22 protein-coding genes and 4 pseudogenes are annotated in these 21,613 nt (G+C 37.5%); 19 read left to right on the top strand and 7 right to left on the bottom strand.

What is annotated here, in order from left to right; translation table 11 throughout:
- Positions 1-87 precede the first annotated feature (87 nt).
- Both ACE1TI_RS17945 and ACE1TI_RS17940 read left to right on the top strand, forming a co-directional pair.
- Positions 88-1,203 carry a hypothetical protein gene (locus ACE1TI_RS17945; protein ID WP_375008914.1) on the top strand — a complete coding sequence of 372 codons (1,116 nt, stop codon included), beginning with the start codon at positions 88-90 and terminating at the stop codon, positions 1,201-1,203.
- A 159-nt stretch (positions 1,204-1,362) separates the two neighbouring features.
- On the top strand, positions 1,363-1,443 hold the full coding sequence (locus ACE1TI_RS17940; RefSeq protein WP_375008931.1) for a putative holin-like toxin: 81 nt from the start codon (positions 1,363-1,365) through the stop codon (positions 1,441-1,443).
- Positions 1,444-1,614: 171 nt separating this feature from the next.
- Here ACE1TI_RS17940 and ACE1TI_RS17935 read toward each other — a convergent pair whose 3' ends face one another.
- From ACE1TI_RS17935 to ACE1TI_RS17925, 3 genes are all read right to left on the bottom strand, one after another.
- Positions 1,615-2,151, bottom strand: a complete 537-nt coding sequence (locus tag ACE1TI_RS17935; protein ID WP_375008913.1) for a helix-turn-helix domain-containing protein — start codon at positions 2,149-2,151, stop codon at positions 1,615-1,617.
- 200 nt (positions 2,152-2,351) lie between these two features.
- Complete coding sequence (locus ACE1TI_RS17930; protein WP_375008912.1) at positions 2,352-2,771, bottom strand: hypothetical protein; 420 nt, start codon at positions 2,769-2,771, stop codon at positions 2,352-2,354.
- Positions 2,772-2,777: 6 nt separating this feature from the next.
- Positions 2,778-3,920, bottom strand: coding sequence for a ParM/StbA family protein (locus ACE1TI_RS17925; RefSeq protein ID WP_375008911.1), 1,143 nt, complete (start codon positions 3,918-3,920; stop codon positions 2,778-2,780).
- A 565-nt stretch (positions 3,921-4,485) separates the two neighbouring features.
- Between ACE1TI_RS17925 and ACE1TI_RS17920 the strand changes: the two genes are divergently transcribed.
- The 4 genes from ACE1TI_RS17920 to ACE1TI_RS17905 all read left to right on the top strand — a co-directional run bounded on the left by ACE1TI_RS17920 (position 4,486) and on the right by ACE1TI_RS17905 (position 6,540).
- The gene (locus tag ACE1TI_RS17920; RefSeq protein WP_375008910.1) at positions 4,486-4,773 is read left to right on the top strand and encodes a hypothetical protein; all 288 of its coding nucleotides are present in this window, start codon (positions 4,486-4,488) and stop codon (positions 4,771-4,773) included.
- 674 nt (positions 4,774-5,447) lie between these two features.
- Positions 5,448-5,732 carry a nucleotidyltransferase family protein gene (locus ACE1TI_RS17915; protein WP_375008909.1) on the top strand — a complete coding sequence of 95 codons (285 nt, stop codon included), beginning with the start codon at positions 5,448-5,450 and terminating at the stop codon, positions 5,730-5,732.
- Entirely contained in the window at positions 5,729-6,061 is a 333-nt protein-coding gene (locus ACE1TI_RS17910) for a HepT-like ribonuclease domain-containing protein (protein ID WP_375008908.1), read from the top strand. Before ACE1TI_RS17915 ends, ACE1TI_RS17910 begins: the two co-directional genes overlap by 4 nt.
- Before the next feature lie 257 nt (positions 6,062-6,318).
- Positions 6,319-6,540, top strand: coding sequence for a hypothetical protein (locus ACE1TI_RS17905; protein ID WP_375008907.1), 222 nt, complete (start codon positions 6,319-6,321; stop codon positions 6,538-6,540).
- A 388-nt stretch (positions 6,541-6,928) separates the two neighbouring features.
- Here the strand turns inward: ACE1TI_RS17905 and ACE1TI_RS17900 are convergent, their stop codons facing one another.
- Positions 6,929-8,113 carry a DUF6242 domain-containing protein gene (locus ACE1TI_RS17900; protein WP_375008906.1) on the bottom strand — a complete coding sequence of 395 codons (1,185 nt, stop codon included), beginning with the start codon at positions 8,111-8,113 and terminating at the stop codon, positions 6,929-6,931.
- Positions 8,114-8,497: 384 nt separating this feature from the next.
- Here ACE1TI_RS17900 and ACE1TI_RS17895 point away from each other — a divergent pair, with 384 nt between their 5' ends.
- The 3 genes from ACE1TI_RS17895 (at position 8,498) to ACE1TI_RS17885 (ending at position 9,796) form a co-directional block, all read left to right on the top strand.
- Complete coding sequence (locus tag ACE1TI_RS17895) at positions 8,498-8,833, top strand: hypothetical protein (RefSeq protein WP_375008905.1); 336 nt, start codon at positions 8,498-8,500, stop codon at positions 8,831-8,833.
- A 358-nt stretch (positions 8,834-9,191) separates the two neighbouring features.
- The gene (locus ACE1TI_RS17890) at positions 9,192-9,389 is read left to right on the top strand and encodes a hypothetical protein (protein WP_375008904.1); all 198 of its coding nucleotides are present in this window, start codon (positions 9,192-9,194) and stop codon (positions 9,387-9,389) included.
- Between the two features lie 56 nt (positions 9,390-9,445).
- Positions 9,446-9,796: a hypothetical protein gene (locus tag ACE1TI_RS17885; protein ID WP_375008903.1), complete on the top strand. Its 351-nt coding sequence runs from the start codon at positions 9,446-9,448 to the stop codon at positions 9,794-9,796.
- A gap of 219 nt (positions 9,797-10,015) precedes the next feature.
- Here ACE1TI_RS17885 and ACE1TI_RS17880 read toward each other — a convergent pair whose 3' ends face one another.
- Positions 10,016-10,546, bottom strand: a complete 531-nt coding sequence (locus ACE1TI_RS17880) for a hypothetical protein (RefSeq protein ID WP_375008902.1) — start codon at positions 10,544-10,546, stop codon at positions 10,016-10,018.
- A gap of 94 nt (positions 10,547-10,640) precedes the next feature.
- Here ACE1TI_RS17880 and ACE1TI_RS17875 point away from each other — a divergent pair, with 94 nt between their 5' ends.
- Positions 10,641-10,805, top strand: a complete 165-nt coding sequence (locus ACE1TI_RS17875; RefSeq protein WP_375008901.1) for a hypothetical protein — start codon at positions 10,641-10,643, stop codon at positions 10,803-10,805.
- Positions 10,806-11,053: 248 nt separating this feature from the next.
- Here the strand turns inward: ACE1TI_RS17875 and ACE1TI_RS17870 are convergent.
- Positions 11,054-11,879: pseudogene (locus ACE1TI_RS17870) on the bottom strand (DMT family transporter).
- 429 nt (positions 11,880-12,308) lie between these two features.
- Here ACE1TI_RS17870 and ACE1TI_RS17865 point away from each other — a divergent pair.
- From ACE1TI_RS17865 to ACE1TI_RS17845, 5 genes and pseudogenes are all read left to right on the top strand, one after another.
- Positions 12,309-13,241 carry a D-2-hydroxyacid dehydrogenase gene (locus ACE1TI_RS17865; RefSeq protein ID WP_375008900.1) on the top strand — a complete coding sequence of 311 codons (933 nt, stop codon included), beginning with the start codon at positions 12,309-12,311 and terminating at the stop codon, positions 13,239-13,241.
- Between the two features lie 295 nt (positions 13,242-13,536).
- Positions 13,537-13,959: pseudogene (locus ACE1TI_RS17860) on the top strand (VOC family protein).
- A gap of 248 nt (positions 13,960-14,207) precedes the next feature.
- A pseudogene (locus ACE1TI_RS17855) lies at positions 14,208-14,354 on the top strand (PaaI family thioesterase); the annotation flags it as partial.
- Positions 14,355-14,596: 242 nt separating this feature from the next.
- On the top strand, positions 14,597-14,944 hold the full coding sequence (locus ACE1TI_RS17850; RefSeq protein WP_375008899.1) for a DUF2200 domain-containing protein: 348 nt from the start codon (positions 14,597-14,599) through the stop codon (positions 14,942-14,944).
- A gap of 473 nt (positions 14,945-15,417) precedes the next feature.
- A complete protein-coding gene (locus ACE1TI_RS17845; RefSeq protein ID WP_375008898.1) occupies positions 15,418-15,720 on the top strand; it encodes a hypothetical protein in 303 nt (100 codons plus the stop codon).
- Positions 15,721-15,875: 155 nt separating this feature from the next.
- On the opposite strand, the pseudogene ACE1TI_RS17840 reads toward ACE1TI_RS17845, so the two are convergent.
- Positions 15,876-15,953, bottom strand: a pseudogene (locus ACE1TI_RS17840) (YjcZ family sporulation protein); the annotation flags it as partial.
- 482 nt (positions 15,954-16,435) lie between these two features.
- Here ACE1TI_RS17840 and ACE1TI_RS17835 point away from each other — a divergent pair.
- The 4 genes from ACE1TI_RS17835 (at position 16,436) to ACE1TI_RS17820 (ending at position 21,459) form a co-directional block, all read left to right on the top strand.
- Positions 16,436-16,807 carry an HIT family protein gene (locus ACE1TI_RS17835; RefSeq protein ID WP_375008897.1) on the top strand — a complete coding sequence of 124 codons (372 nt, stop codon included), beginning with the start codon at positions 16,436-16,438 and terminating at the stop codon, positions 16,805-16,807.
- Positions 16,808-16,820: 13 nt separating this feature from the next.
- The gene (locus ACE1TI_RS17830) at positions 16,821-19,238 is read left to right on the top strand and encodes a DEAD/DEAH box helicase family protein (RefSeq protein WP_375008896.1); all 2,418 of its coding nucleotides are present in this window, start codon (positions 16,821-16,823) and stop codon (positions 19,236-19,238) included.
- Between the two features lie 15 nt (positions 19,239-19,253).
- Positions 19,254-19,574, top strand: a complete 321-nt coding sequence (locus tag ACE1TI_RS17825; RefSeq protein ID WP_375008895.1) for a phosphoribosyl-ATP pyrophosphohydrolase — start codon at positions 19,254-19,256, stop codon at positions 19,572-19,574.
- 625 nt (positions 19,575-20,199) lie between these two features.
- Positions 20,200-21,459 (top strand): glycosyl hydrolase family 18 protein, encoded by a 1,260-nt coding sequence (locus tag ACE1TI_RS17820; protein WP_375008930.1) that lies wholly within the window; start codon positions 20,200-20,202, stop codon positions 21,457-21,459.
- Positions 21,460-21,613: the final 154 nt, after the last annotated feature.

Genomic DNA, 21,613 nt, shown 5'->3' with positions numbered 1-21,613 from the left:
TATTGTATTTTTTAGTACCAAAGTGTAATATTGTTACAACAGTACATACATAAACAACTCACCCTTTTTGATAAGGAGTGTCAAAGTTTGAAAAAGAACGTAGGGTTCTCCTTGCAGCCTGATGTAGTAAAAAAAATCAAAACATTAGTCAATAGAAACCAATACTCCAAAAATGTCCGAAATTTCCTTCATGGACAGTATACATTCCCAAGCAATATAGAAGAATTAGCTGCTTTTCAACATACAAAGACATCATTTGATCTGCTTCGATTAGATAAAGATACGGTTTTACTATTAGATGAGTACGTGAGACGGGCAAAAGCAAGAGGATATAATAAAGCTAATCGTTCTTTAATTATGAGGCACGTTCTGGCGCAATTTTTAAAGCAGTTAGATGAAAAAAGTCAAGAATCCACCAAACGAATAAGACGTATTCCCTTTTACTTTCAGGAAGGCACTAGCGAAACATTATATCACTATATTTCTGCCAGTGATCGAAATCCGATGATTAATCAATTTATCCTGGATGAGTATAAGCCTTCCAATGACACAAATAAATTAAGGACAAGGCCAACAAAAACGGAACGGTTTACGGTAGCCTTGGAAGAAGAATCTATTCAACGTATGGATCAGTTTGTTGAGGAAATTGGTGTAAAGGGTGTCACAAGAACAGCCCTAATGCGGGATGCTGTAGATCAATTGATAGAATCGTTATCTACCAGCACTTCCAATAAGATTATCGTAGAGCAAAGGCTGGAGGCATCCATTACGGAATATAAAAAGGTGTTCGGGGAAAAAAAGCTGAGTGAAAAGCTTAATAAAATGTCTATTGTCCCTGAAGAAGACAATATAAAGGTTGATAAAAAGATAGATATCGAAGAGATAAAGCAGTCGGCGCAAGAAGAATTATGGTGGAAACTTGTACAAAAGTTTGTTTTTGAAAATCACATCGATGTAAGACGGTCCCTGGTCAAAGATTTGATTAAGACTCGTCCATATGATGAGAAATCAAAACCAAAATTGTTAGATGATATCTTCCAAGATATAGGGAAAGGAAAGAAATTAAGGATTTATTTGTTACATGGTGCTTTCCCCTTCCGTGGGAAGAGAGTCTCCTATAACACAAAGGCACCAGATATAGAGGAAGAAATTGCAAAACGAGTGATTGATACTGTGTGGGAGATGAGAAGATCAAAACCTTAATAAACATATGTGAAATGCTGTTTAATAACCTTTGTATAGCTTTATACATGGAAGAGCTCCCTATATATACGTTAAAAATGATATAATAAAAGAACAATAGTTTCGGTTAACTCAAGGGTGGTTTCGGCATCATCCCCATGAAAGAAAGGGGGTGGTGTTATGATGACAGTGTATGAATCTTTAATGCTTATGCTAACGTTCGGAGCTTTAATCGTAGCACTGCTGTCACACAAAAAATAAATCACCCTTGAGTTAGAGGCTCCAATGGGTGATTTATTCTCGCCTATGCCGATCCCCCTTGAAGGGAACCAAGCTATTGTGGACCGTAGGTGTTCGCAGCACCTATGGTCTTTTTTAGTATATGATGGTCTATCTATATTATACCCGAACTTCGGCGTGATGCAAACAATCTTATTCTTTTGCAAATAATCGAGTCAAAAAACCTCCCTTTCTTTTTTCTTCTTTTTGCGATTTTATCTCATTTAATGTTTCTAGTAGTTTTTGATCGCGTTCTTGGACAGAGTTTTTAATGTATTGATTTTGTTGCTCCAATTGTTCTACAAGCTGGCGATTAAACTCTTCTTGCTTGTCCATTTTTTCATGAAGAGCCTTAATTTCATCCATTAGTTTTTCCGTTGTATCCGGTAATTTTGCAGGTTTGATGTACTCTCCATCTGTAGCAAGATGATATTCAATTTGTTTAATACTATATCCTTGTTCGCGGTTCATTTTTTTGATGAGTTGTATTTGTTCTAATGCTTCCTTGTCAAAATAATGGTAACCATTTTCTCCTTGCTTGGTTGGAATGTATGTTTTTAATTCTCTCATCCAGTTTCTTAACACGGAAGGAGATTCATCGATGGATGCAGCTGCTTCTTTTACGGTTAACCTAGGTTTACTTAACTTTTCATCCATCTTGTCTTGACTTATGTTTTCGTTTTTACTCAAGTTCAGATTCACCTCTCTTACGTGTGTAATAACTAATGTTTTTTATTTATTAATGGCTACTATTGCAGTTTATAAGTTTGATAATAGTTTTTATAAAGGTTTAGATAACCCTTTATATTCTATGTTACAACATAATTCTATAGATAACATAGGATTTCCTTTGATCACGTAAAAAACTGCCCTATAAATGGGCAGTTTTTTTAGTCATCATCATCAAAATCAAAGGTTTTGGCGGCGAAATTAGCAATTTTTGAATTAGCTTTAAAGGTTTTTGTATCTTCTTTATTGTCCTCTGATGATTGCTTTTGAAACTCAAAAGGTTCCAGAGGTTGTTCGACGACCTGAAAAAGAAGTTGAGAAACCATGGCCCGGGTATGGGGGTTACGGAGCCATTCTTTTTGATCTTCTGTTAATCCCTTAGGAATAGGGATGACAAGTCTATTTTCTTCCTCAACGTCCAATTGTTTATTTGATATTGCTTCAGTGAGAAGCGTAGCTAATTCACCACTGAATTTTCGACCAGCTTCTTTTTTTCGTTCATTTAAATACTTCGTTACATAAGAAGGGGTATCCATGGGTAATCGGATTGAAATTACTTTTCCTGGCGCTACTTTGTCCATACATCATCACTCATTTGCCATGGTAGGTTCTTGAAGTTCAATTCCTTTGGCTTCGATATACATAAGTAAAATTTTAAAGTAAGCTTTGGCAATCATCCAAATACTGTCTTCCTCTGAAATAAAACGGAGAGGGAAATCCATATCATTGCGATTGATCTCGTTAAGGTGTTCTTTAAGTACCAGAGCACCTCCGCCAATTTGATAGGAATACCGGATATCTGGCACATTTCTCCAAAGGTCTTTGATCAGCTTATATTCTTCTTTGGCCAAGGTGCCAAGCTCTTCGTCAACAATCTCTTTAATAGATTGACGGCTGCCGGCTACCCAAATATGATATTGTTCTTCTGGATCTTTATTTGTAATGATATTTACCAGGTCTCCGCGGCTTTTTATTGTATATTTGTACTCCGTGTAGACACGTCTAATTACATTGTCCAAATAGGTGGATACGCCTTTTTTGATCCCATCACTGTATTCATTGTCCACCTCTGATTCACTGGTGATTACAGCTGAATCGGTTGATAGACCGCCTATGTCATTAATTAAAATGGTTTTGCCGATCAGTTCTTCATTTTTAGTAGAACCATCATTATTTGTTGTTAGATCCACGTACGCTGCAAAGCCTTCTGTATTTACTAACACATGTTCAAACTTAAGTTGTACTACTTTTCCTTCGAACATCGGGGTTTTTAAAAAAGTTATTTCATGCTGAGAGCCTTTTAGTTTTTTCTTAAACTCCTTGGATCTTCCTTTCTTGGTCTCATCAAGAGGAAGCCCTGTTGATAGATAATAAGTGGCTTCAACGACTCCATCTTTTTCCGGAAAGTGTTGCACTGCATCATAGGCAAGAGTTGTAAGCAGCATAATAAGAGGCTGGTCGCTTTGAGATTTTTCCTGATCTGGAGTTAATTCATCATTATTAGGATATTTTGAAGCGAGTTTTCCAATGGCAAATCGTCCGTTTTTTCTGTTTAAAGCTGAAGAGGTAATCTCCACATGTAAACCATTTAACGGGTCTTTTTCCATTTCTACAATGGATCGTTCATTTAGTTCAGCTATGACATTTGGTAGATAGATAGTGTTGGTAAAGTCCCCTAGAAAGCCTTTCACAGAGTCATTGCCAATATCGATAGAAGCCAGTCTTTCCAATGGTAATCCTCCTCAAAAAAGGTAATGTTTTCTTTTCTTATCTCTAACGTATACAAAAACGTATACGTTGTCAACAGATGTATACCTTTTGTATACGTTTGTAAAATAAAAAAACCCTGTAAATTCAGGGTAGACGAACAAATAGATTTTATTGTATAGTAGAAGACAAATTGATAGAATGATTTGGAAACTTTTCAGGGTATACATAACATACATGAAACGACTTGCTAGATTTATAGAAAATAAGGAAGTTAAGACTCACTGTTATTGAAAAGAGAACATAAAAAATGAGAAGGTGTTGGCGCACCTTCCCATTTGGTCTCAAGCTACTGGCACTAGCTTGAAACGCAATGACTAATTTGTAGCCGCAAATTAGTCATCTGTATATCTCACTGTTAAGGCTATAATAGCAACTTTTTCGCCTTATGACAAGGGATAATATTAAAATTGTCTTTATAGTTTATAGACAATATTATCCACGAGTATACATATATAGCGTTTTTAAGCCGGTGCAGGGTAGCTTGCACCGGCTTTTTTGTGTTCTCCGAAAGGAGGATAATCTATCATGCTTGCCTACCGTAACCTCTACAAAGATCAGCTTTCAGAGATTCCTAGAACGAAAGTAGAAAAAGAACATACAGGATATGACAGCCATCGCGGATGGGTGTTTATGTGCAATTCGTTTCAAGAGAAGTCGGTTGCTGTTCGAACCTATCAATCTCTACTTTCGTTAAATCATCAGTATACATATTTCACCCCTAATAATCAAAAAAGAACAGGGAGATCTATAAAGGGGGAGCGATCCCTCTTTATTTATGGTGATCATTTTTTCAAACTTGCGTATAAAAAGTGAAAAAGGAAAGTACATTTTTGTCTTCGTTCTAATCCGTCAGAAGAGGGGGCAATCCTCCAGAAACGGGCCAGATTCTATAGTATATTTTTATAAGTAAAATAGTAAATGTAAGGGAAGTTTGTGAAGGGATGTACTTAAATTAACGGGAAGGCTTGTTCAATAACAAGTATTAAATGGAGGTCTTTTGTGAGGATTATATGGTTTCCGTTATTATCCTCAGTCGGGACAATGGCTCTATTATATTGTATTGGAAATATATTCAATTTATCTCTTCTTAGGTTTTCATTTGTCCTAAATGAACCGTTAGAAAATGGGTTGATTTTTGATGCAAATATTGCAATACTTCCTTTTGCTATCGGCTTAATAGTTGGATTTATTGTGGAACACATAGTTAAAGTCAGAAGCAAATGATTGACTAACGAGGTTCAATGAAAAGAAAGAGATAAAATGAAGAAAAAATGGGGTAAATAAGTTCAAATTTTGCTGAAGGTGTTATTCCACTAACGGGCGCGATTGATGAAAAGATAGTCCCGCTAAACAGTAATAAATGTTCCATGGACTGCTTCTCCTCATTCTTGTTAAATCTAGGTAGAGATCAGAAAATAAATATTCAGACAAATTTCAGAACATGATATAATGAACTCAAGAAGGCATGAAGATTGCGAGGGATGTGTATGTTAGACGATCTTCAAGAAAAACGCGACTTGATTTTAAAAATAGCAGAGGAGCACGGCATTAAAAACGTAAGAGTATTTGGTTCGGTGGCAAGATCTGAAGACGGATCTGCGAGTGACCTTGATCTGCTAGTGGATTTCGAAGAAGGAAGAAGTTTGTTTGACTTGATACGTTTTAAACAAGAAATGGAAAATTTGCTTAAAATAAAAGTGGATGTCGTTACAGAAAAGTCGATTCATTGGCGTATCAAAGAAGACGTGTTAAACGGAGCCATACAATTATGAAAGATGACAAACTCTACTTGACTCATATTTTAGAATGCATAGAAAATATTGAAACGTACCTTCCAAATGGAGAGGAAGACTTTTTTCGTTCAAAATTAATACAGGATGCAGTGATTCGAAATCTAGAGATTATTGGAGAAGCTACAAAGCGTATTTCAAAAGACTTTCGAGAACAACATTTGCATGTACCCTGGCGTGAGATGGCAGGGCTTAGAGACGTGTTAATTCATGACTATTTTGGAGTGGATAATGGCATCGTTTGGAATGTGGTTGAAAAAGAGATTCCACCATTAAAAGACAAAATCACGGACTTACTAAATCAATTATAGAAAATAAAACGTTTGGTTTCACTTTGGACTTGAAGCAGCCGGTGGACAATAGATGCAAAGGATATTAAGAAATGGATAAGTACTCATCAAGTAGATTGTTGGATGAGTACTTTTCTTATTAACAGCAAAAAACCTGGTTGAAATAGTATCATGTCATTCTACAATCGGGCAGTTTAGTTGAGTAGTTCATACAAAAATTCACCAAAATGGCACTTTAACTATTATTAAGGGGTACTTTCTTACAAAGGAGGTTAATTATGAAGCACAAACAATGGGTATGGATATTATATATTCCTTTAATCTTGTTTTTGGTTGGAATGTTTTTTGTAGAAATGGCACTTTATATTTTGCCACCAGAGCAAGGTGGAATGAGTTATTGGTTGAGGTTTAAGAATATTTGGGATAGTTCTATATCATTTTATGTTTCCTTTTTATTTTATTTAATATTCGGATACAAACGAGAACAAAATACCTGTTAAACAAACGGGCGCGATTACGAAGTAATAAAAGCCTAATTTTCTCACCATTTTAAAGGAGAAATTAGGCTTTATTGTATTTAGTTACTCTTAAATTTTAAATCCGTCTAATGCTACCACTTAGAGTAAACAATTTATGATGAAAAGATCGTTTGTTAATACAATCCATCATTTTCTCCTGGTGACAGCTTCGCTGGAACTATCCAGAGATTAACTCCTTACGACAAATAATTCTGAAAATAATACGCCATTTATTACTAAAATTGACAAGTTTCAAGTGAACATATTTCGTGTCACAAAACAAACATTAAAAAACCCTTCCACTATATTTTTTAGTTGAAGGGTTTACTTAACAACCGCACTTTTTAATCACACAGTGAGATCAATGATATTACTTGTTTTTAGCAGCCTCTTTATGAATATTTATGCCGTGTTTACGAATTTCTTCTTTGTTTGATGGACACTTATTACAATGTTGTTTTTTTGACATATTAACTCCTGGTTGGCATTGATTCCTTAGTTTATGGACACACCGTGTCTTCTTATTGGGGGGCACGGCCTTAGGGGGTGTGAGCTCTTCCTCTTCATCAATCAGGCTGTAGTGCCAAACGTCATGAACATTCACCTGATAACCGCCGTCGAAGTCAAAATTCACGCCGCCCATGACCCAGAGTTTGTCATCATATACTATTGAGGCGTGCCGAAACCGCGGTTCCCAAGCTGCTTCATCAGTAACCTTATTCCAATCTTTTCCGTCCGGACTAAACCATACGTCATTATACACTAGACCTTCACCCGTCACATCACTGCCACCCGTAACCCAGATTCCATCATCAGAGGCGGTGACAGCTGGGTCATTCCGATGGGACCAACCCGTATCTTCGGCAGCTTGCTGCCAGCTTACACCATCTTCGCTATACCAGACATCACTCTTCCCCTTATTATCACCAATTAACCAGAACTTATCAGCAAACTCAAATAAATTTGGGCTCATTCTAGGAGACCAATCAGCTTCCTCTGTCGCCTGCTCCCAGTCGATTCCGTCTTCGCTTACCCAAACTTCATTTGTCGCACCGTTATTATAACCGCCGGCCACCCATAGTTTACTGTCATAAGCTGCAGCACTAAAGCCGGTGGTCATAGGCCAATCAGTATTTTCTCTGTCCTTTAGTTGCTGCCAATGGACACCATCCTCACTTAACCATACACCTGTCCAGCCAATGACCCAAAGTTTGTTGTCAAATACAACGACGTTATCAGTATCCTTTAAAATAGGCGCTTCCTCATCGTCTGTAAAATCAGTTTCAAGCTGCCACTCTTCACCATCGTCACTCGACCAAATGACTGCTCGTGAATCAAATTCGTTATAGTCGTATATACCAAACAGCCACATTTTATCGTCAAATATAATTGATTTCTGTACGTGGCCTTCCGGTATACCGATATCATCAATGGATTTCTGCCAGCGTACCTCTTCGGCCTGTACAGCCTGAGAATCGGTGATATGTACAAACAATGTCAACACTAATACCAATGCCGCAGCAAAAGTGATAGGCATACTTCTACTGTAACTCATAGTTTCCCCCTCTTACCGTTCGCATAAAGTGTAATAAAATATATTGGATTTAGTAAAAAAGCATGTAAGTTGAGATATCTCAGGTGCCTTAACTTCCCGTGTATAACGGTGATAACTCAGTTCTTTGATACTTTCCATAAACATCCAATGGTTTCAGTATACCTCATTTTCATTCGCAAAATATATGTAAATTTAAATGATTTTCATAAATATTTTCTAGAGGTTTACAAACGTTTACATCTATCTATTAGACAAAAAATAAACCGTTCGTAAAGGTATACTTTTACATACAGACCAAATACCCTATTGAAGAAAAGGGCCAAGATTGTGGAGTAGCTATGTTAGAATTCAAGTAAGAATTGATTGGGAGTGGGGGTGATTTCAGTGGTATCAGGGGTGATTAAACAAATAAAAATGAGAAAACAATTAATTTATACTTTATTGTCGCTGATATGTGCTTTGGGTGTATTTTATCTCAGCATTTTATTTCAGGATATGGCGTATTGGGGTAAGGGATTGACATGGTATTGGGTAGGAGTTGTTTTTACTTATTTAATCGGATTATTAGGTGTCATATTCATTATCCTATCTTTGAAAAAAAGAAAAGGTGATAAGGAAACATCGTTCCCTATTTTACTTAGAACACTCTCAGGTGGGACGCTTGTGATTGGTTTCCTTTGGACTACCTTTGTAATTATAGCTGGAATGTCAGGTATGTAATTTAATCAATCGGAGCGCGAATCCAGAATAGAGATTGCGCCCATTTTGTTTGTAAGGGCGCAATCCTGGAGTAAGGATTGCGTTCTGTTTTTGTGGTAGGACTATTAACAGGAATAATATTGCAAATTGAAGGAAGTCTAAATTAACTGTGCAATTGGTCACAAGTATATTATTTTTAATGAAACTTAGGTTTGAAAATATCGTCATATTGAGAAGAGTTATAAGAAGTTAAAAACCCTTCACCTATAATCTTTATAGGTTTTATAAAATTTTTTACTAAACGGGCTTTTTCTAAGAAAGGGATTCATTTTTCAACCTAGGAAAAGGGGGGATAAGTATTCAAGGGAAGAATATTATTTTGTTTCTTATACTTATTGGGATGCTTTTCTTGTTGTTTACCGCGTGTGGAATAGGAACAGAGACAAAACAAGAAGAAAAGCTAGAGAGCATACCTAATGAACCAAACAACAGGGAGAAAAGTAAAGGAAGTAACGTTGCTACACAAGACACAGATTATGAAATCGATAAGCACGTAAGGATAGAGATTTTGTTTTAAGGCTGGTCTCAGAGGAACACACCTATTCTCCGCACGAAAAGGTAAACATTAAAGGAATGGTAAAGTATGTTGGTGGAATGGAAGAAATTGGTGGGATGGAAGAAATAGAGGTAGGACATGGCGGCTTTTCATTGATTTCCTTTAACGTTAGAGAAAAAAATCATGATATTACTATCAATTCAGTCGCCCCAAGCATTGCCAACAGTTCCGTGCTGCCCCGGGGGAAATGGGAGAAAGAATCTTTTCAAAAATCGGGGGAAATAAAGGAGACTGACTTTCATCAGGCTTATTTTAATAAGGATGGATTACCCAAAGGTAGCTATGCTATCACAGCAACAATTAATTTTCGGTTAGAGGAAGAGAAAAAGCTGATTTTATCAGAGAATATCGACCTCGAAGTGGAATAAAAAAGAACTTTGAAAGGTAATAGAGGTATTTAAGGCACAGATAAACTTTGTTCTCATTTTATCCTGCCCCTAGCATTGTATCATGTTATTTCATTAACGGGTGCATTCCTGTGTTAAGGACAGCGTTCTTTTGCTAAGCAATAGGGCAGTTTAACGTGATGAAAGATGGAACCGTCAGTAATGAGGGGATTCCATCTGGCTCCCATCTCAAAAACAGTGTTAAGTCTTGTTTCTATCTACAATTCTTCCGTTTTCATCAATATGCTTATAATTACCAACTGTTGAGGCCTCGCCATTAACGTTGGTCTGTTCTATCGTTCCATCACCTAATTGCATATAATGGTAAACAATACTAGGCTCATCTTCGAATTCCACACCTATCCTGATTCCTCTATATCCACCCTTTGTATACTTCCTGTCAACCAATTCAAAGTTCTTGCGTTCATAGTCTTTTTCTTCTGTTAAATATTGAGTAACATTATCTTCTACCTCTAAGTAAGGAGGAAGCCAATAAAATCGGTATATCCCGTACCCAGTCACAAGCAATATAAACACAACAGATGCTAATATTTTAATCTTCTTAATGGTATCCCCTCTTTTTCCTTTGCTTATTATGGAAGAAAAAAATTCTATATTAATTCTTATCTCTACCGTACCATGCAAGTTTAATACTTTAAATAAAGTATTTACGGGACAAACGACAAACCCAGAACGGGTATTGCTTTTATACCAAACAATTATTATCTTCAAGAAAAGGGCGCGCTTGTGGAATTAACGAGTGGTTTTAAAAAAGTAGTGATTAATTTATTCACATCTATTAAAATTATCATAGAGGTGATAAAGAGTGGATAAGCAAATGCTTGATTTACTTACAGAAATGAATAATGAATTGAAAAGCGTGAAATCAGATATTCATTCTTTAAAATCAGAAATGCATAATCGATTTGATACTATTCAAGCAAAATTAGAAGGCGTTGGCGGGCAATTTGAATGGACGAATGAATCATGAATGAATGAAATTACAGAAGCTAATATGACTTTTCGCGGCCAAAGCAAAAGGTTAGAAAATGTTTTAATAGATACAGGTTCTGCTGGAAAATTTTCTCATTATGCAACATAAGGGTTACAAAAGAAAAAAGCACTTGTACTAATACTATATAATAGACTGTTCCGGCTTTTAATGGCTGTATTTTACTGAGAAATGCTGTTTACATAAATAAATTGTTCAATTTAATTCGTTTACTGGAAATAACTTTCTCAGTTTGACTGCTTCACACTAAGTACGGTGATTGTAACCAGGATAAGCACCATTCCAAGAAGTTGAATGGTGGTCAAATGATCTCCGAGAAGCAGAACGCCAAATAAAGAAGTTGTCACCGGCTCTACCATAGCAACCATCGAAGCAGTTGATGCGGCAGTCCACCGAATGCCAATCACATACATATAAATGAAATACCAGCACCCACAAGCCCTAATAGAAGAAACCATCCTATGTCGCTTGACGTCAACACTGCAGCTGCTTCCTCATTGTCCGTAAAGAGAAATGCAAAAAGAAAAAAAGGCAATGGTTAAGGTGGCCTCCGGCTTTCCGATAGAAGAGGCATTTTTAAACCCAAATATAAACAATACATAGGAAAGGCCACAGCAAGCCCCGCTGCCGCCCCTAGAAAACTCACTGAAATTGAATCGGTGTTGTAGGCACCTGTAAGCAGGATAATCCCCATAAGGACCCCGGAAATGCACCCCCATTTAAACCAAGTCGAACGTTCTATTCGTAATAAAAAGGAGATTAAAAGGACGAACACCGGTGCGGTGTACATTAAAGTAGCGGCCACAGCAACGCTTGAGGCTTGTAAGTGAAATTTCCAGCCACACCAACACCCGCCAATAGGGACCATATGTATAAACGAGTAGAGGTAACCCAATTTTGTCTGAAGCGAAAGAGAAACCAAACGAAAAAACATATAAAACCAACAGCCCCTCGGTAAAGGGAAATCACAATAGGATCCCAGCCCTTGGTCATTAAAATATCGGCTATTCCTCCACTAATGCCCCAGCCTAATCCTACACCTGTGAATCTCATCGTCTGCCTCCTAAAGTAAGGGTACATATTTTTGATTACGCTATTAGAAACCTAACGCGGCCTTAATAAAGTAAATTCAAGGGCCAAACAATCCTCTTTACGTTACTAATCAAACATATGTTTTTAAAAAGATGTAAATGGTAATTCCTTTAATTTCTCATACCTAAACCTAAATCAGCTCGCATGGTTTAACAATTTATGTAAGTGAGGTTATAGGAATAAAAGAGAAGGTCAATATTACTGACAGCCTCGAAGTTATCTCAATTTCGAGTCTTTAAGAAAAGGGCGCGATTATTGAAGATAATGTCTTTGAATGAGATTTATTTTTTTAAGCGTGCTTAGAGGGAAGAAGTGCATTTCTGTTGCACGCTTATTAGTATTGAATATGGACTCGATGCATTACCTAATAAAACGTATGGGGGAAATCTAATGAACATACATAATATACTAGTTGCAGGAAACTATGAAAAGGAATTCCAAGAACAGTTACCAGCTAAAACACCTCAGAGTTTTCGTTTTAAGCAGATTGATGAAATTACAGAAAAGGATTTGTCATGGGCAGATGCCTATGTCGGTTTCAAGCCATGCCCAGGCTTCCACTTTGCCGAAATTAAATGGGTACATTCCTTTAATGCGGGGATAAACAACTATTTGGAAATTGATGGATGGAAGGAACATGATATCCTTCTAACCCGAACTGTTTGCACGTTTGGACAAAAAATAAGCGAGTATTGTTTAAGCTATGTATTAAGGGATCTTCAATTTCATTCCTACTTTGGAATAAAACAAAGGGAGAAGAAGTGGGCTCCAAAAACTCCACAAATGGTGAAGGATCAAACGATTGTTATATTTGGTGCAGGGGAGATTGGACAGGGGATTGCCAGGGTATTTTCAAGCTTTGGAGCCACCGTTTTCGGCGTCTCGCACAGCGGCAAGCAAAAGGAGTATTTTCAAAAGGTGACGAAAACCAGCTCTGCAAGCACGCTGACAGCACAGGCAGATTGGATTATTAGCACATTGCCTTTGACAAATGCAACGAGTAAGCTATTTGATCGGGCGTTTTTCAGCAATTTAAACGGCGCTGCCTTTATCAATGTCGGCAGAGGTCATACGGTAGACGAGCAAGCGCTCATTGAAGCGCTAAATTCCAGAAACGTCCGTTATGCAGTGTTAGATGTTCTTGAATCAGAACCGCTGCCAGAGACTTCCGAGCTATGGGAAAGAGACGATATCGCCATCACTCCTCATATATCAGCTGTGACAGAGCTGAATGAAGCGATAGCATGCTTTTTGGAAACATTGAAGAGAATCGAAAATAATGAAGTTTTACCTAACAGGGTGGATTTTTTGAAGGGGTATTAATATATAAGTAAGAACCATTGGTGGAGAAGCATCATTCGGATTTTTAGCATTTACGTTTTCATCACAGAACAGAGGAAAAATTGTTTAAAGTAAAGTTAATAAGCAATCGGGCGCATTTCAGGAGTAAGAAATGTGCTCTTTCTTTGTGAATCGGCCATAGCATAGTTGAAGATAGGCAGGTATGTTAAGCTTGTACTTAGTTACTCGAATAGTTTAGCTTATGCTTTAATTCTGTAAAGATGGGAATACGTGAAGGGTTCGTAGTTGAAATTATGAGGGAGGCACAATATAATTAATGAAACCACGAATTACTGTAATTACATTGGGCGTAGATGATTTAGAAAAATCGTTAAAATTCTATCGACACGGAATGGGGCTTCCGACAGAAGGTATAGTTGGCAAAGAATTTGAGCATGGTGCCGTTGCATTTTTCGACTTACAAGCAGGTTTAAAGCTTGCAATTTGGAATCGTAAAGATATAGCTCATGAGGCAAAGATTCCTCAGACCGCGTCCAGTTCTACCGAATTTACTATAGGTCACAATGTAGGTAGTAAAGAAGAAGTTGATAGCGTTAATGGAACAGGCGAAAAAAGCTGGTGCTATTATAACTGACCCGGACACGACACATTTTGGGGAGGATACTCTGGCCACTTTCTAGACCCGGATGAACATCTGTGGGAAATAGTCTGGAATCCACAGTGGGAAATCAAGGAATAAACTTACCTTGCAGCTGTTGACCTTTTTTGATATTTCGATCAATAAGCATGTCACATTACGCACATATTATGGAATGGCTTATTCAAAAATAGGGCTCAATCGTATTATAAGGTGTCTGAGGCCATTAAAGAGATAATTAATATTGTACACAAGTGATTTTGTAAATGTGTTATATTCAGATTAATTTTAATTGTCAGATTTTTAACAAGGAGGCATATAAATGATAGTTTCTCAAGCTGTGTTGAAGTAAAAGTGATGGCGTTGTAACGGCAACAGCTACCCCTTTTCATAAAGGGCGCAAAACAATGGTTTGGGATATTAAAATTACTGATGAAGATGGAAAGTTAATTTGTGTATCTCGTTGCACGATGGCAGTTGTTAGTAAAAAATTATGATATGATCAAATGGAGATTGGAAAGTGATCTAAAAAACGATGAAATTTAACGATATGTGTGTCCATTTCTTGCTGGGCAAAGCGTTTCATTTACAAGAACCGTTCTTTCTTTTGAAACGAAAAGGGGCTTTTCTACAATATATATACAGCAGAATTTTTTTAATGCTCTTCCGCACTCGGGCGCAATTCTGCAGTAAAGGATTTCGCTCATTCTTTGTGTAATTGGCTAAGGGAGGATGTGTCATGAAACATCAGATTTATACAATGAGTGTCGCAAGAGTCTATCCCCTATATATTTCGAAAGCAGAGAAAAAAGGGCGTACAAAATCAGAAGTCGATGAAATCATCAGATGGTTGACAGGATATAGTCAAGAAAAATTCGAAGCACAACTGGAAAAAAAGATAGACTTTGAGACATTCTTTGAGGAAGCTCCCCAATTGAATCCTTCACGGTCTTTGATCAAAGGTGTAGTCTGCGGCGTCCGAGTGGAAGATATCGAAGAATCCATGATGCAGGAAATCCGCTATCTGGATAAGCTAATTGATGAGTTAGCAAAGGGAAAAGCGATGGAGAAGATTTTGCGAAAATAATAATTAAAAACGAAGAAACACTGATTATATTTGTATATTAAATAATTGGGGCACAATTCTGCAGTGAAGGACTGCACTCAGTATTTGTGTGAAGGAGCAGATTGTAGAGTAACTGTTATATTACGTAGTAGACCCATACTGTGCAGTGAGTGATTTTACTTTTAAATGACTTTTTGTGCGGGAATATTACCGAGATCGACCTGTTAAAGCTTCTTTCACCGTAAAGAAAGTAAAATGGTGGAAAGATCATATTGAGGATCATCTTGAAAGAAGCAGACTGCCCTTCATGCTCGATTATCTAAACAAACAAGGGTTTGCTAAAAAATAAAGCAAATAAAAGAGAAGCAATAGTTCATGGGCTTTAAAGACTTTTAATAATGATGAATTGCCTATACTCTTGTTTCTACAAATTCAAATAGGGGTGCTTGATTTCATTGTTTTTGGTATGATTGAAATAATGGAGAGTGATAACTATGGACGAAACTCTAAAAGCTATACAAAATCTAAATACTAACTTTAATCATCGTTTTGATCGATTAGAAGAACAGTTTGAAAAGCTTGGAGAACGAGTTGAAAATATAGAAAAGCAGACCATTCAAGGTTTTAGAGAAGTTAATGAAAAACTTGATAAGAACGATTGGAGCAGTAACGAAGATGTTGTTGCACTTCTTAAAAAGATTAATAAAAATACTGAATCACTATCCAAAGACACAGCTTACTTATCAAGAAAAGTTGGAGAACATGACATGATATTGAATAGGTTGAACGAAAATTAGGAGGCTAAAGCTTCCTATCAAGAATGTATCCCTCTATTTCTATGCAAAAATCTTCCCAACATTCACTAGTGCCACAAAGTAAGGAGAAACCTCATTCAATCCGCTCATAACTATAAAAGAGGCAAAAGACAATGAACTTTGTCCGAAAAAGTTATTTAATATAATACAAAACTGGTACCTATAATAATTAAATGAATAAACAAGATGACAATAAGCGCAAAATCACGCCCGCGTCCGAATCCACCATATCAGTCAGACATATCTATCCTCCTCTCCTATTTTCAAATGGTTTTGATCTGTACAAAGAATACAACATGCTTGGTTATTATAAATCTATATCAGGATTTGGAATAAAAACTAAAGAAGTATTTAATTTAAGCTCACAATAATTATATATGTTAAAAAATCGATAAAGGTTGGACAGATAGACAACATTAAGGCATAAAGCTCACCATTTATTATAGAACAAACATTTCTTTCGTCATCAAATGTGCTTTATTAAAGAATTGTAAAATCATATAATATAGTAAGCAATTAATAATTTGCGGGTGGGTTCAATGAGAAAATTTCACTACAAAAACAATGAATATGAAACTGTTAAAATTAGAAAGTAGGGACAAGGTAATGCACCTTTTGTTTTGTAATTGATGATTGATATAGAATGCAACGAATAAAAAATTATGTTCTAGAACCATAAAACCAAAGGAGTTATCCTATGTCATGCCCTTTTTGTGAAATATCACCAAAACAACTTTTGAGAGAAAACGAGTATGCAAAAGCTTTCTATGATCTCTATCCCGTCCAAAAGGGTCACACTCTAATTATTCCAAAACGGCATTTTTCTTCTTACTTTGAAGCAGCAGAAGAAGAAGTGCTGGCTATTCATCGATTAATACAAGAGCAAAAGAAAGCACTTGATAAGGAATTCGCCCCCGATGGCTACAACATTGGAGTGAACATTGGAGAATATGGCGGGCAGACGGTTCCTCATCTTCATGTTCATTTGATTCCCCGGTATAATGGAGATATAGAAGATCCTAGAGGAGGCATTCGGAAAGCGATACCTAATATTGTCCAGTATCCATAAGGAAGGTACATATATGTGTGAACCTGTACAATTAATTACCAAACAATTATATCAGAAGCTGCAACCTCGTCTGGCCAAAGCTTCTTCTATTTATCTAATAAGCTCTTTTGTCATGCGCTCCGGTGTTGACCTGCTGCGTGATTCATTATGGGAAGCTGCAGTACGAGGGGCCGATGTGAAGGTGTTATGCGGCGATTACTTGTATGTGACACAGCCAGAGGCACTGCAAGAATTACTTGCTGTTCACCCTAATATAGAAATAAGAATGAAGCAGAGTGACGGTGTATCTTTTCATCCAAAGGCTCTCATGCTCAAAGAACAAGAGAAGGGGCAGCTCATTGTTGGTTCTTCTAATCTTTCCAGAGCTGCCTGGACAGAAGGTGTGGAATGGAATCTCGCGATCGAGCGGGAAGTGGCGGAAAAGGCGCACGATGAGGCGCTTGAAATGTTCACCCATTTATTTCACGGATCCGATACCATTCCAATTAACAGGGAAACAATAAAAGTATATCAACATCATTATGAGCTCTTTCACCGCCAGAATCCAGATCTGGCCGCTTCATGGTCTGAGACAGAAGAAGCAGGCATGATGCTTCCTGGTGTGGAAGAGGAGCATTGTTACATAAAGGAACATTCGCCCGTCTATCAACAAGAAAAGCCACAACCTCGTTTTGCCCAGCCGGAAGTGTTGGACACCTTGAGGGAGATGAAAGAAGAAGGCTACAAAAAAGCAATGGTCGTCATGGCAACGGGGCTAGGAAAGACCTATTTGGCCGCTTTTTTTGCCGAACATTTTCGGAAGGTCTTGTTTGTTGCACACCGGGAAGAAATATTAAACCAGGCTGAAGCTTCCTTTCAAAATGTCTATTCTGAAAGGTCAACAGGTTTTTATCATGCCAAGCGAAAAGAACCTGAAGCAGATGTTGTATTTGCATCGGTTTTTACGTTAAGTATGAAAGAGAACCTAAATCAGTTTGTTCCCTCTCAATTTGACCTGGTAGTAATAGATGAATTCCATCATGCCGCAGCTTCCACTTACCAGAAGGTACTGGAATATTTTGACCCTGATTTTCTGCTTGGGATTACCGCTACTCCGCATCGGATGGATAACAAAGATGTATATGCTCTTTGTGACGGCAATGTCGCTCGTGAAATCGACTTTTTAACTGCAATCCGAAGAGGATGGCTCGCACCGTTTGTGTATCATGGTGTGTATGATGATACGGATTACTCTTCCGTTCGCTGGGCAGGAAATCATTATGATCATCAGCAGTTAGAACAGGTCCAGCTGCAAGAGAAACATGCCGAGAAGATATGGAAAAACTGGCAGGAGCATAGGCAGTCAAGGACGTTATGCTTCTGCTCGTCCATTAAGCAGGCCGAGTTTTTACGTTCCTATTTCCAGAAGCAAGGTACACAGGGTGCAGCCGTTCATTTCCAGTCGGAGGTCAGCCGCAAGGAAGCTATTGAAAAACTAAGCAATGGCAGCTTCGAAATAATATTTACTGTTGATTTATTTAACGAAGGGGTAGATATTCCAACTGTGGATACGCTGCTTTTCGTGCGTCCGACGGAATCCCTGACAGTTTTTACCCAGCAGATTGGCCGCGGGCTCCGCTTGGCAGAGGGTAAAAGCCATTGTACCATTATTGATCTAATCGGGAATTATCGTAATGCGGATGTGAAACTTTCACTTTTTGATATAGAGGGGAGGGTTTTAACGAAGCCGGGACATTACCCGGCTGTTCCGGAAATCTGTGATTTTCATCTGGACACCCAAGTAATCGATCTTCTCAACGTGATGAGAAAAAAACGGAGTCCTCGTAAGGAACAGATCAAGCAGGAATATTATACTATAAAACAGGAATTGGGACGACGTCCTTCTTATATGGAAATGGGTGTTCAGACAAGTGCTGGCGACAATGAACTGAAAAAAACCTACGGTGGATATTTCGGATTTCTTTATCGTTTAGGAGAACTGGAGTATGAAGAGGCAGAGGTTTATATGACCTATCAACATCTACTGGAAGAGCTAGAAAAAACGGGAATGACCAAAGCCTACAAAATGGTGCTTCTAACCATTATGCTCTCCCGAAAGAACATCCTTGCACCCATACGGCCGGAAGAAGCTGCAAAAGCGTTCAATGATTTTTATATGGAAAAAGAATACCGCCGCAACATTGATTTCAGTGATAAGGGTACCAAAAAACTGTGGAACTTTGATGAAAAAGCTACAGCTAGATTAATAGCAAACATGCCGATGACAAAGTGGGCCGGAAGCAGTAAAGGTATGTTTCATTTTGATGGCGAGAAATTCTGGACAGACGTAGAAGTCGCCCCTGAACATGCTGATCAGCTCAAAACCATGCTGCAGGAAATTACAGACTATCGCTTACATATGTATTTCCGCCGTAAAGGCAGCAAGAAATGAAAGGAGGAATAGGCAGTGCCTGCATATAACAAACTTGTCCGTGATTATATACCACAAATTATAGAGAAGGATGGTAAAAAATGCATAATAAGGACCTTGAATGAAAAAGAATTTGCAACAGAGTTAAAGAAAAAGCTGCAGGAAGAGACAGCGGAATACCTGCAGGCAGATAATGATCAGGAAGCACTAGAAGAGCTGGCAGATGTGATGGAAATTATTCATTCTTTCGCTGAAGTTCATGGCGGTAATATTGAGATTGTAGAAAAAATTAGAAGAGAAAAACAGGAAAGCCGCGGTGGTTTTAAAGATAGAATCTTTTTAAAAGAAGTTGAATGACATACTAACTGAGCTTCCCGGAAGTGACATATTATCAGTAGGGCCGTTCCTTCAACTTACTCTATATTGCTTTTTTACAGACAAAGCGGGTGACATAACATATGGCAATCTATTATGAGCGGAAAAGAATGATAGAAAAGCAATTTATGATGTTGCCCAAATGGAGAAGCTTGCTCTTATTAAAAAAATAAATTATTGGCCGGCAGCTTAAAAAATTGAGCTGTCGGCCGTTATTTTAATCAGCAGGTTTTGACCCCAGTATTTCATTTTGTCCCCCCCAGCAGCGGTGAAGAATGTTCATACCATTAACTTCTAATGGAACAAATTTTTGGATTTTATTTTGCTTCATTCCTTCATTTTAAAAAGAAAATAAGAAATGTGATATCGATTCATAATAACCTGAAAGAAATAATACTTATATTAATGTCATCAGATAAAGGATCTAAACCACCAAAATAATCATTGAGCATAACAAAAATTTCACAAAAATTTTGCTTATTTATATTTTTATTCCATTAAAAAATCCATTATGACTGCTGTAAAGGATAACCCCTTAAGCATATGAAGTAATGTTTCTAACGCTGTTTTGCAAAAGAAAATATCAGCCAGAAAGGGGCTGGATGACATATTTATCTATACGGTCCAACCGGGTGATTCAATCTTTTCTATTAGTCAAAAATATGATATTCCTATGGATACACTCCGTCTTGTCAATGGGCTGGATTCACCTGATATTATTCCCGGCCAAGCTTTACTCATTACTAAGGATGTCTATATCGTCCAACCTGGAGATTCCTTGTATCAAATTTCAAAGATGGCTTACGTTTCTGTAGAGCAGTTAATCAATGCTAATCCATCAATAAATGTGGAGCAGCTATATCCGGGAATGGAAATCAACATTCCTGAGATCAATTATACGGCTGATACCTTAGGATATATCTATATTACAGGAACACAGGATGATCAGGAATTAATACAAGACTTTTCTCCCTATGCAACGTATTTTTCATTTTTTGAGTATCACATTTCAAATGATGGTTCACTGAGCGAATTAGACGACTTAGAAGCCATCGAGACAGCATGGCAAAATAATGTTGCCCCGCTTGCTACCATTACCAACTTGACACCATCGGGGTTTAGTTCTGAATTAGCTCATCAAATATTAACGGATACGTCAGCAAGACAAAATCTAATTAATAATATTTTTAACCTTGTATCAAATAAGGGATATGCAGGAGTCAATATTGATTTTGAAATGGTACTTCCTGAGGATCGCGATCGATTTTCTACCTTTTTAAGTGAACTTAACGACCGGCTTGAACCCGAGGGGTTGTTAATAAGTATTGCCGTCCCTCCAAAAACGAGTGAAGACATTCCCTGGTTGGAAGGGTATGATTATGGAGCCATCGGGTCTGTTGTTGATTTCATGTTTATTATGGCCTATGATTGGCATCATCAAGAAAGCGAACCCGGTCCGGTTGCACCGATTGATGAGGTGAGACAAACTATTGAATTTGCCTTAGAAAGGATGAATCCTAAAAAAATTTTGCTTGGCGTACCGCTATATGGATACGATTGGACACTGCCGTATGATCCAGACACCTTGGCAGAAGTAGTTTCCAATCAAAATGCGGTAGAACTTGCCATTAGTCAAGGTTCTGCTATTAATTATTCTGAACAGTTTAAATCTCCTTATTTTTATTACACGGACGTGGAGGGGCAAAGACATGTTGTCTGGTTTGAAGATCCTAGAAGCATGGCCGAAAAAATGAGGTTGATAACAGAATATGAACTTTTAGGAATCGGAGCTTGGCAAATCAATCTTGGATTTCCACAAGGCCCATGGCTATTAACCAAATTTTTTAGGATTAGAAAAATAACTTAGCAGTATGTAAAAAGAAAACGTAGAAGATGAACTGCCATAGCTAAATGAGACAGATATAAAACACCTGCTAGGCTGCTTTGACTCCAAACTCTTTTGGAGTAAGGTAGCCTAGTTTTTCTTGTATTCGCTCTTCATTATAGTGTTGAATATATTT

Origin of the sequence: Alteribacillus sp. JSM 102045 (assembly GCF_041949975.1) — a bacterium.
Taxonomy (GTDB): domain Bacteria; phylum Bacillota; class Bacilli; order Bacillales; family Marinococcaceae; genus Alteribacillus.
The sequence above is the reverse complement of the archived record's forward strand: the minus strand, read 5'-3'. Positions and strand labels throughout refer to the sequence as shown.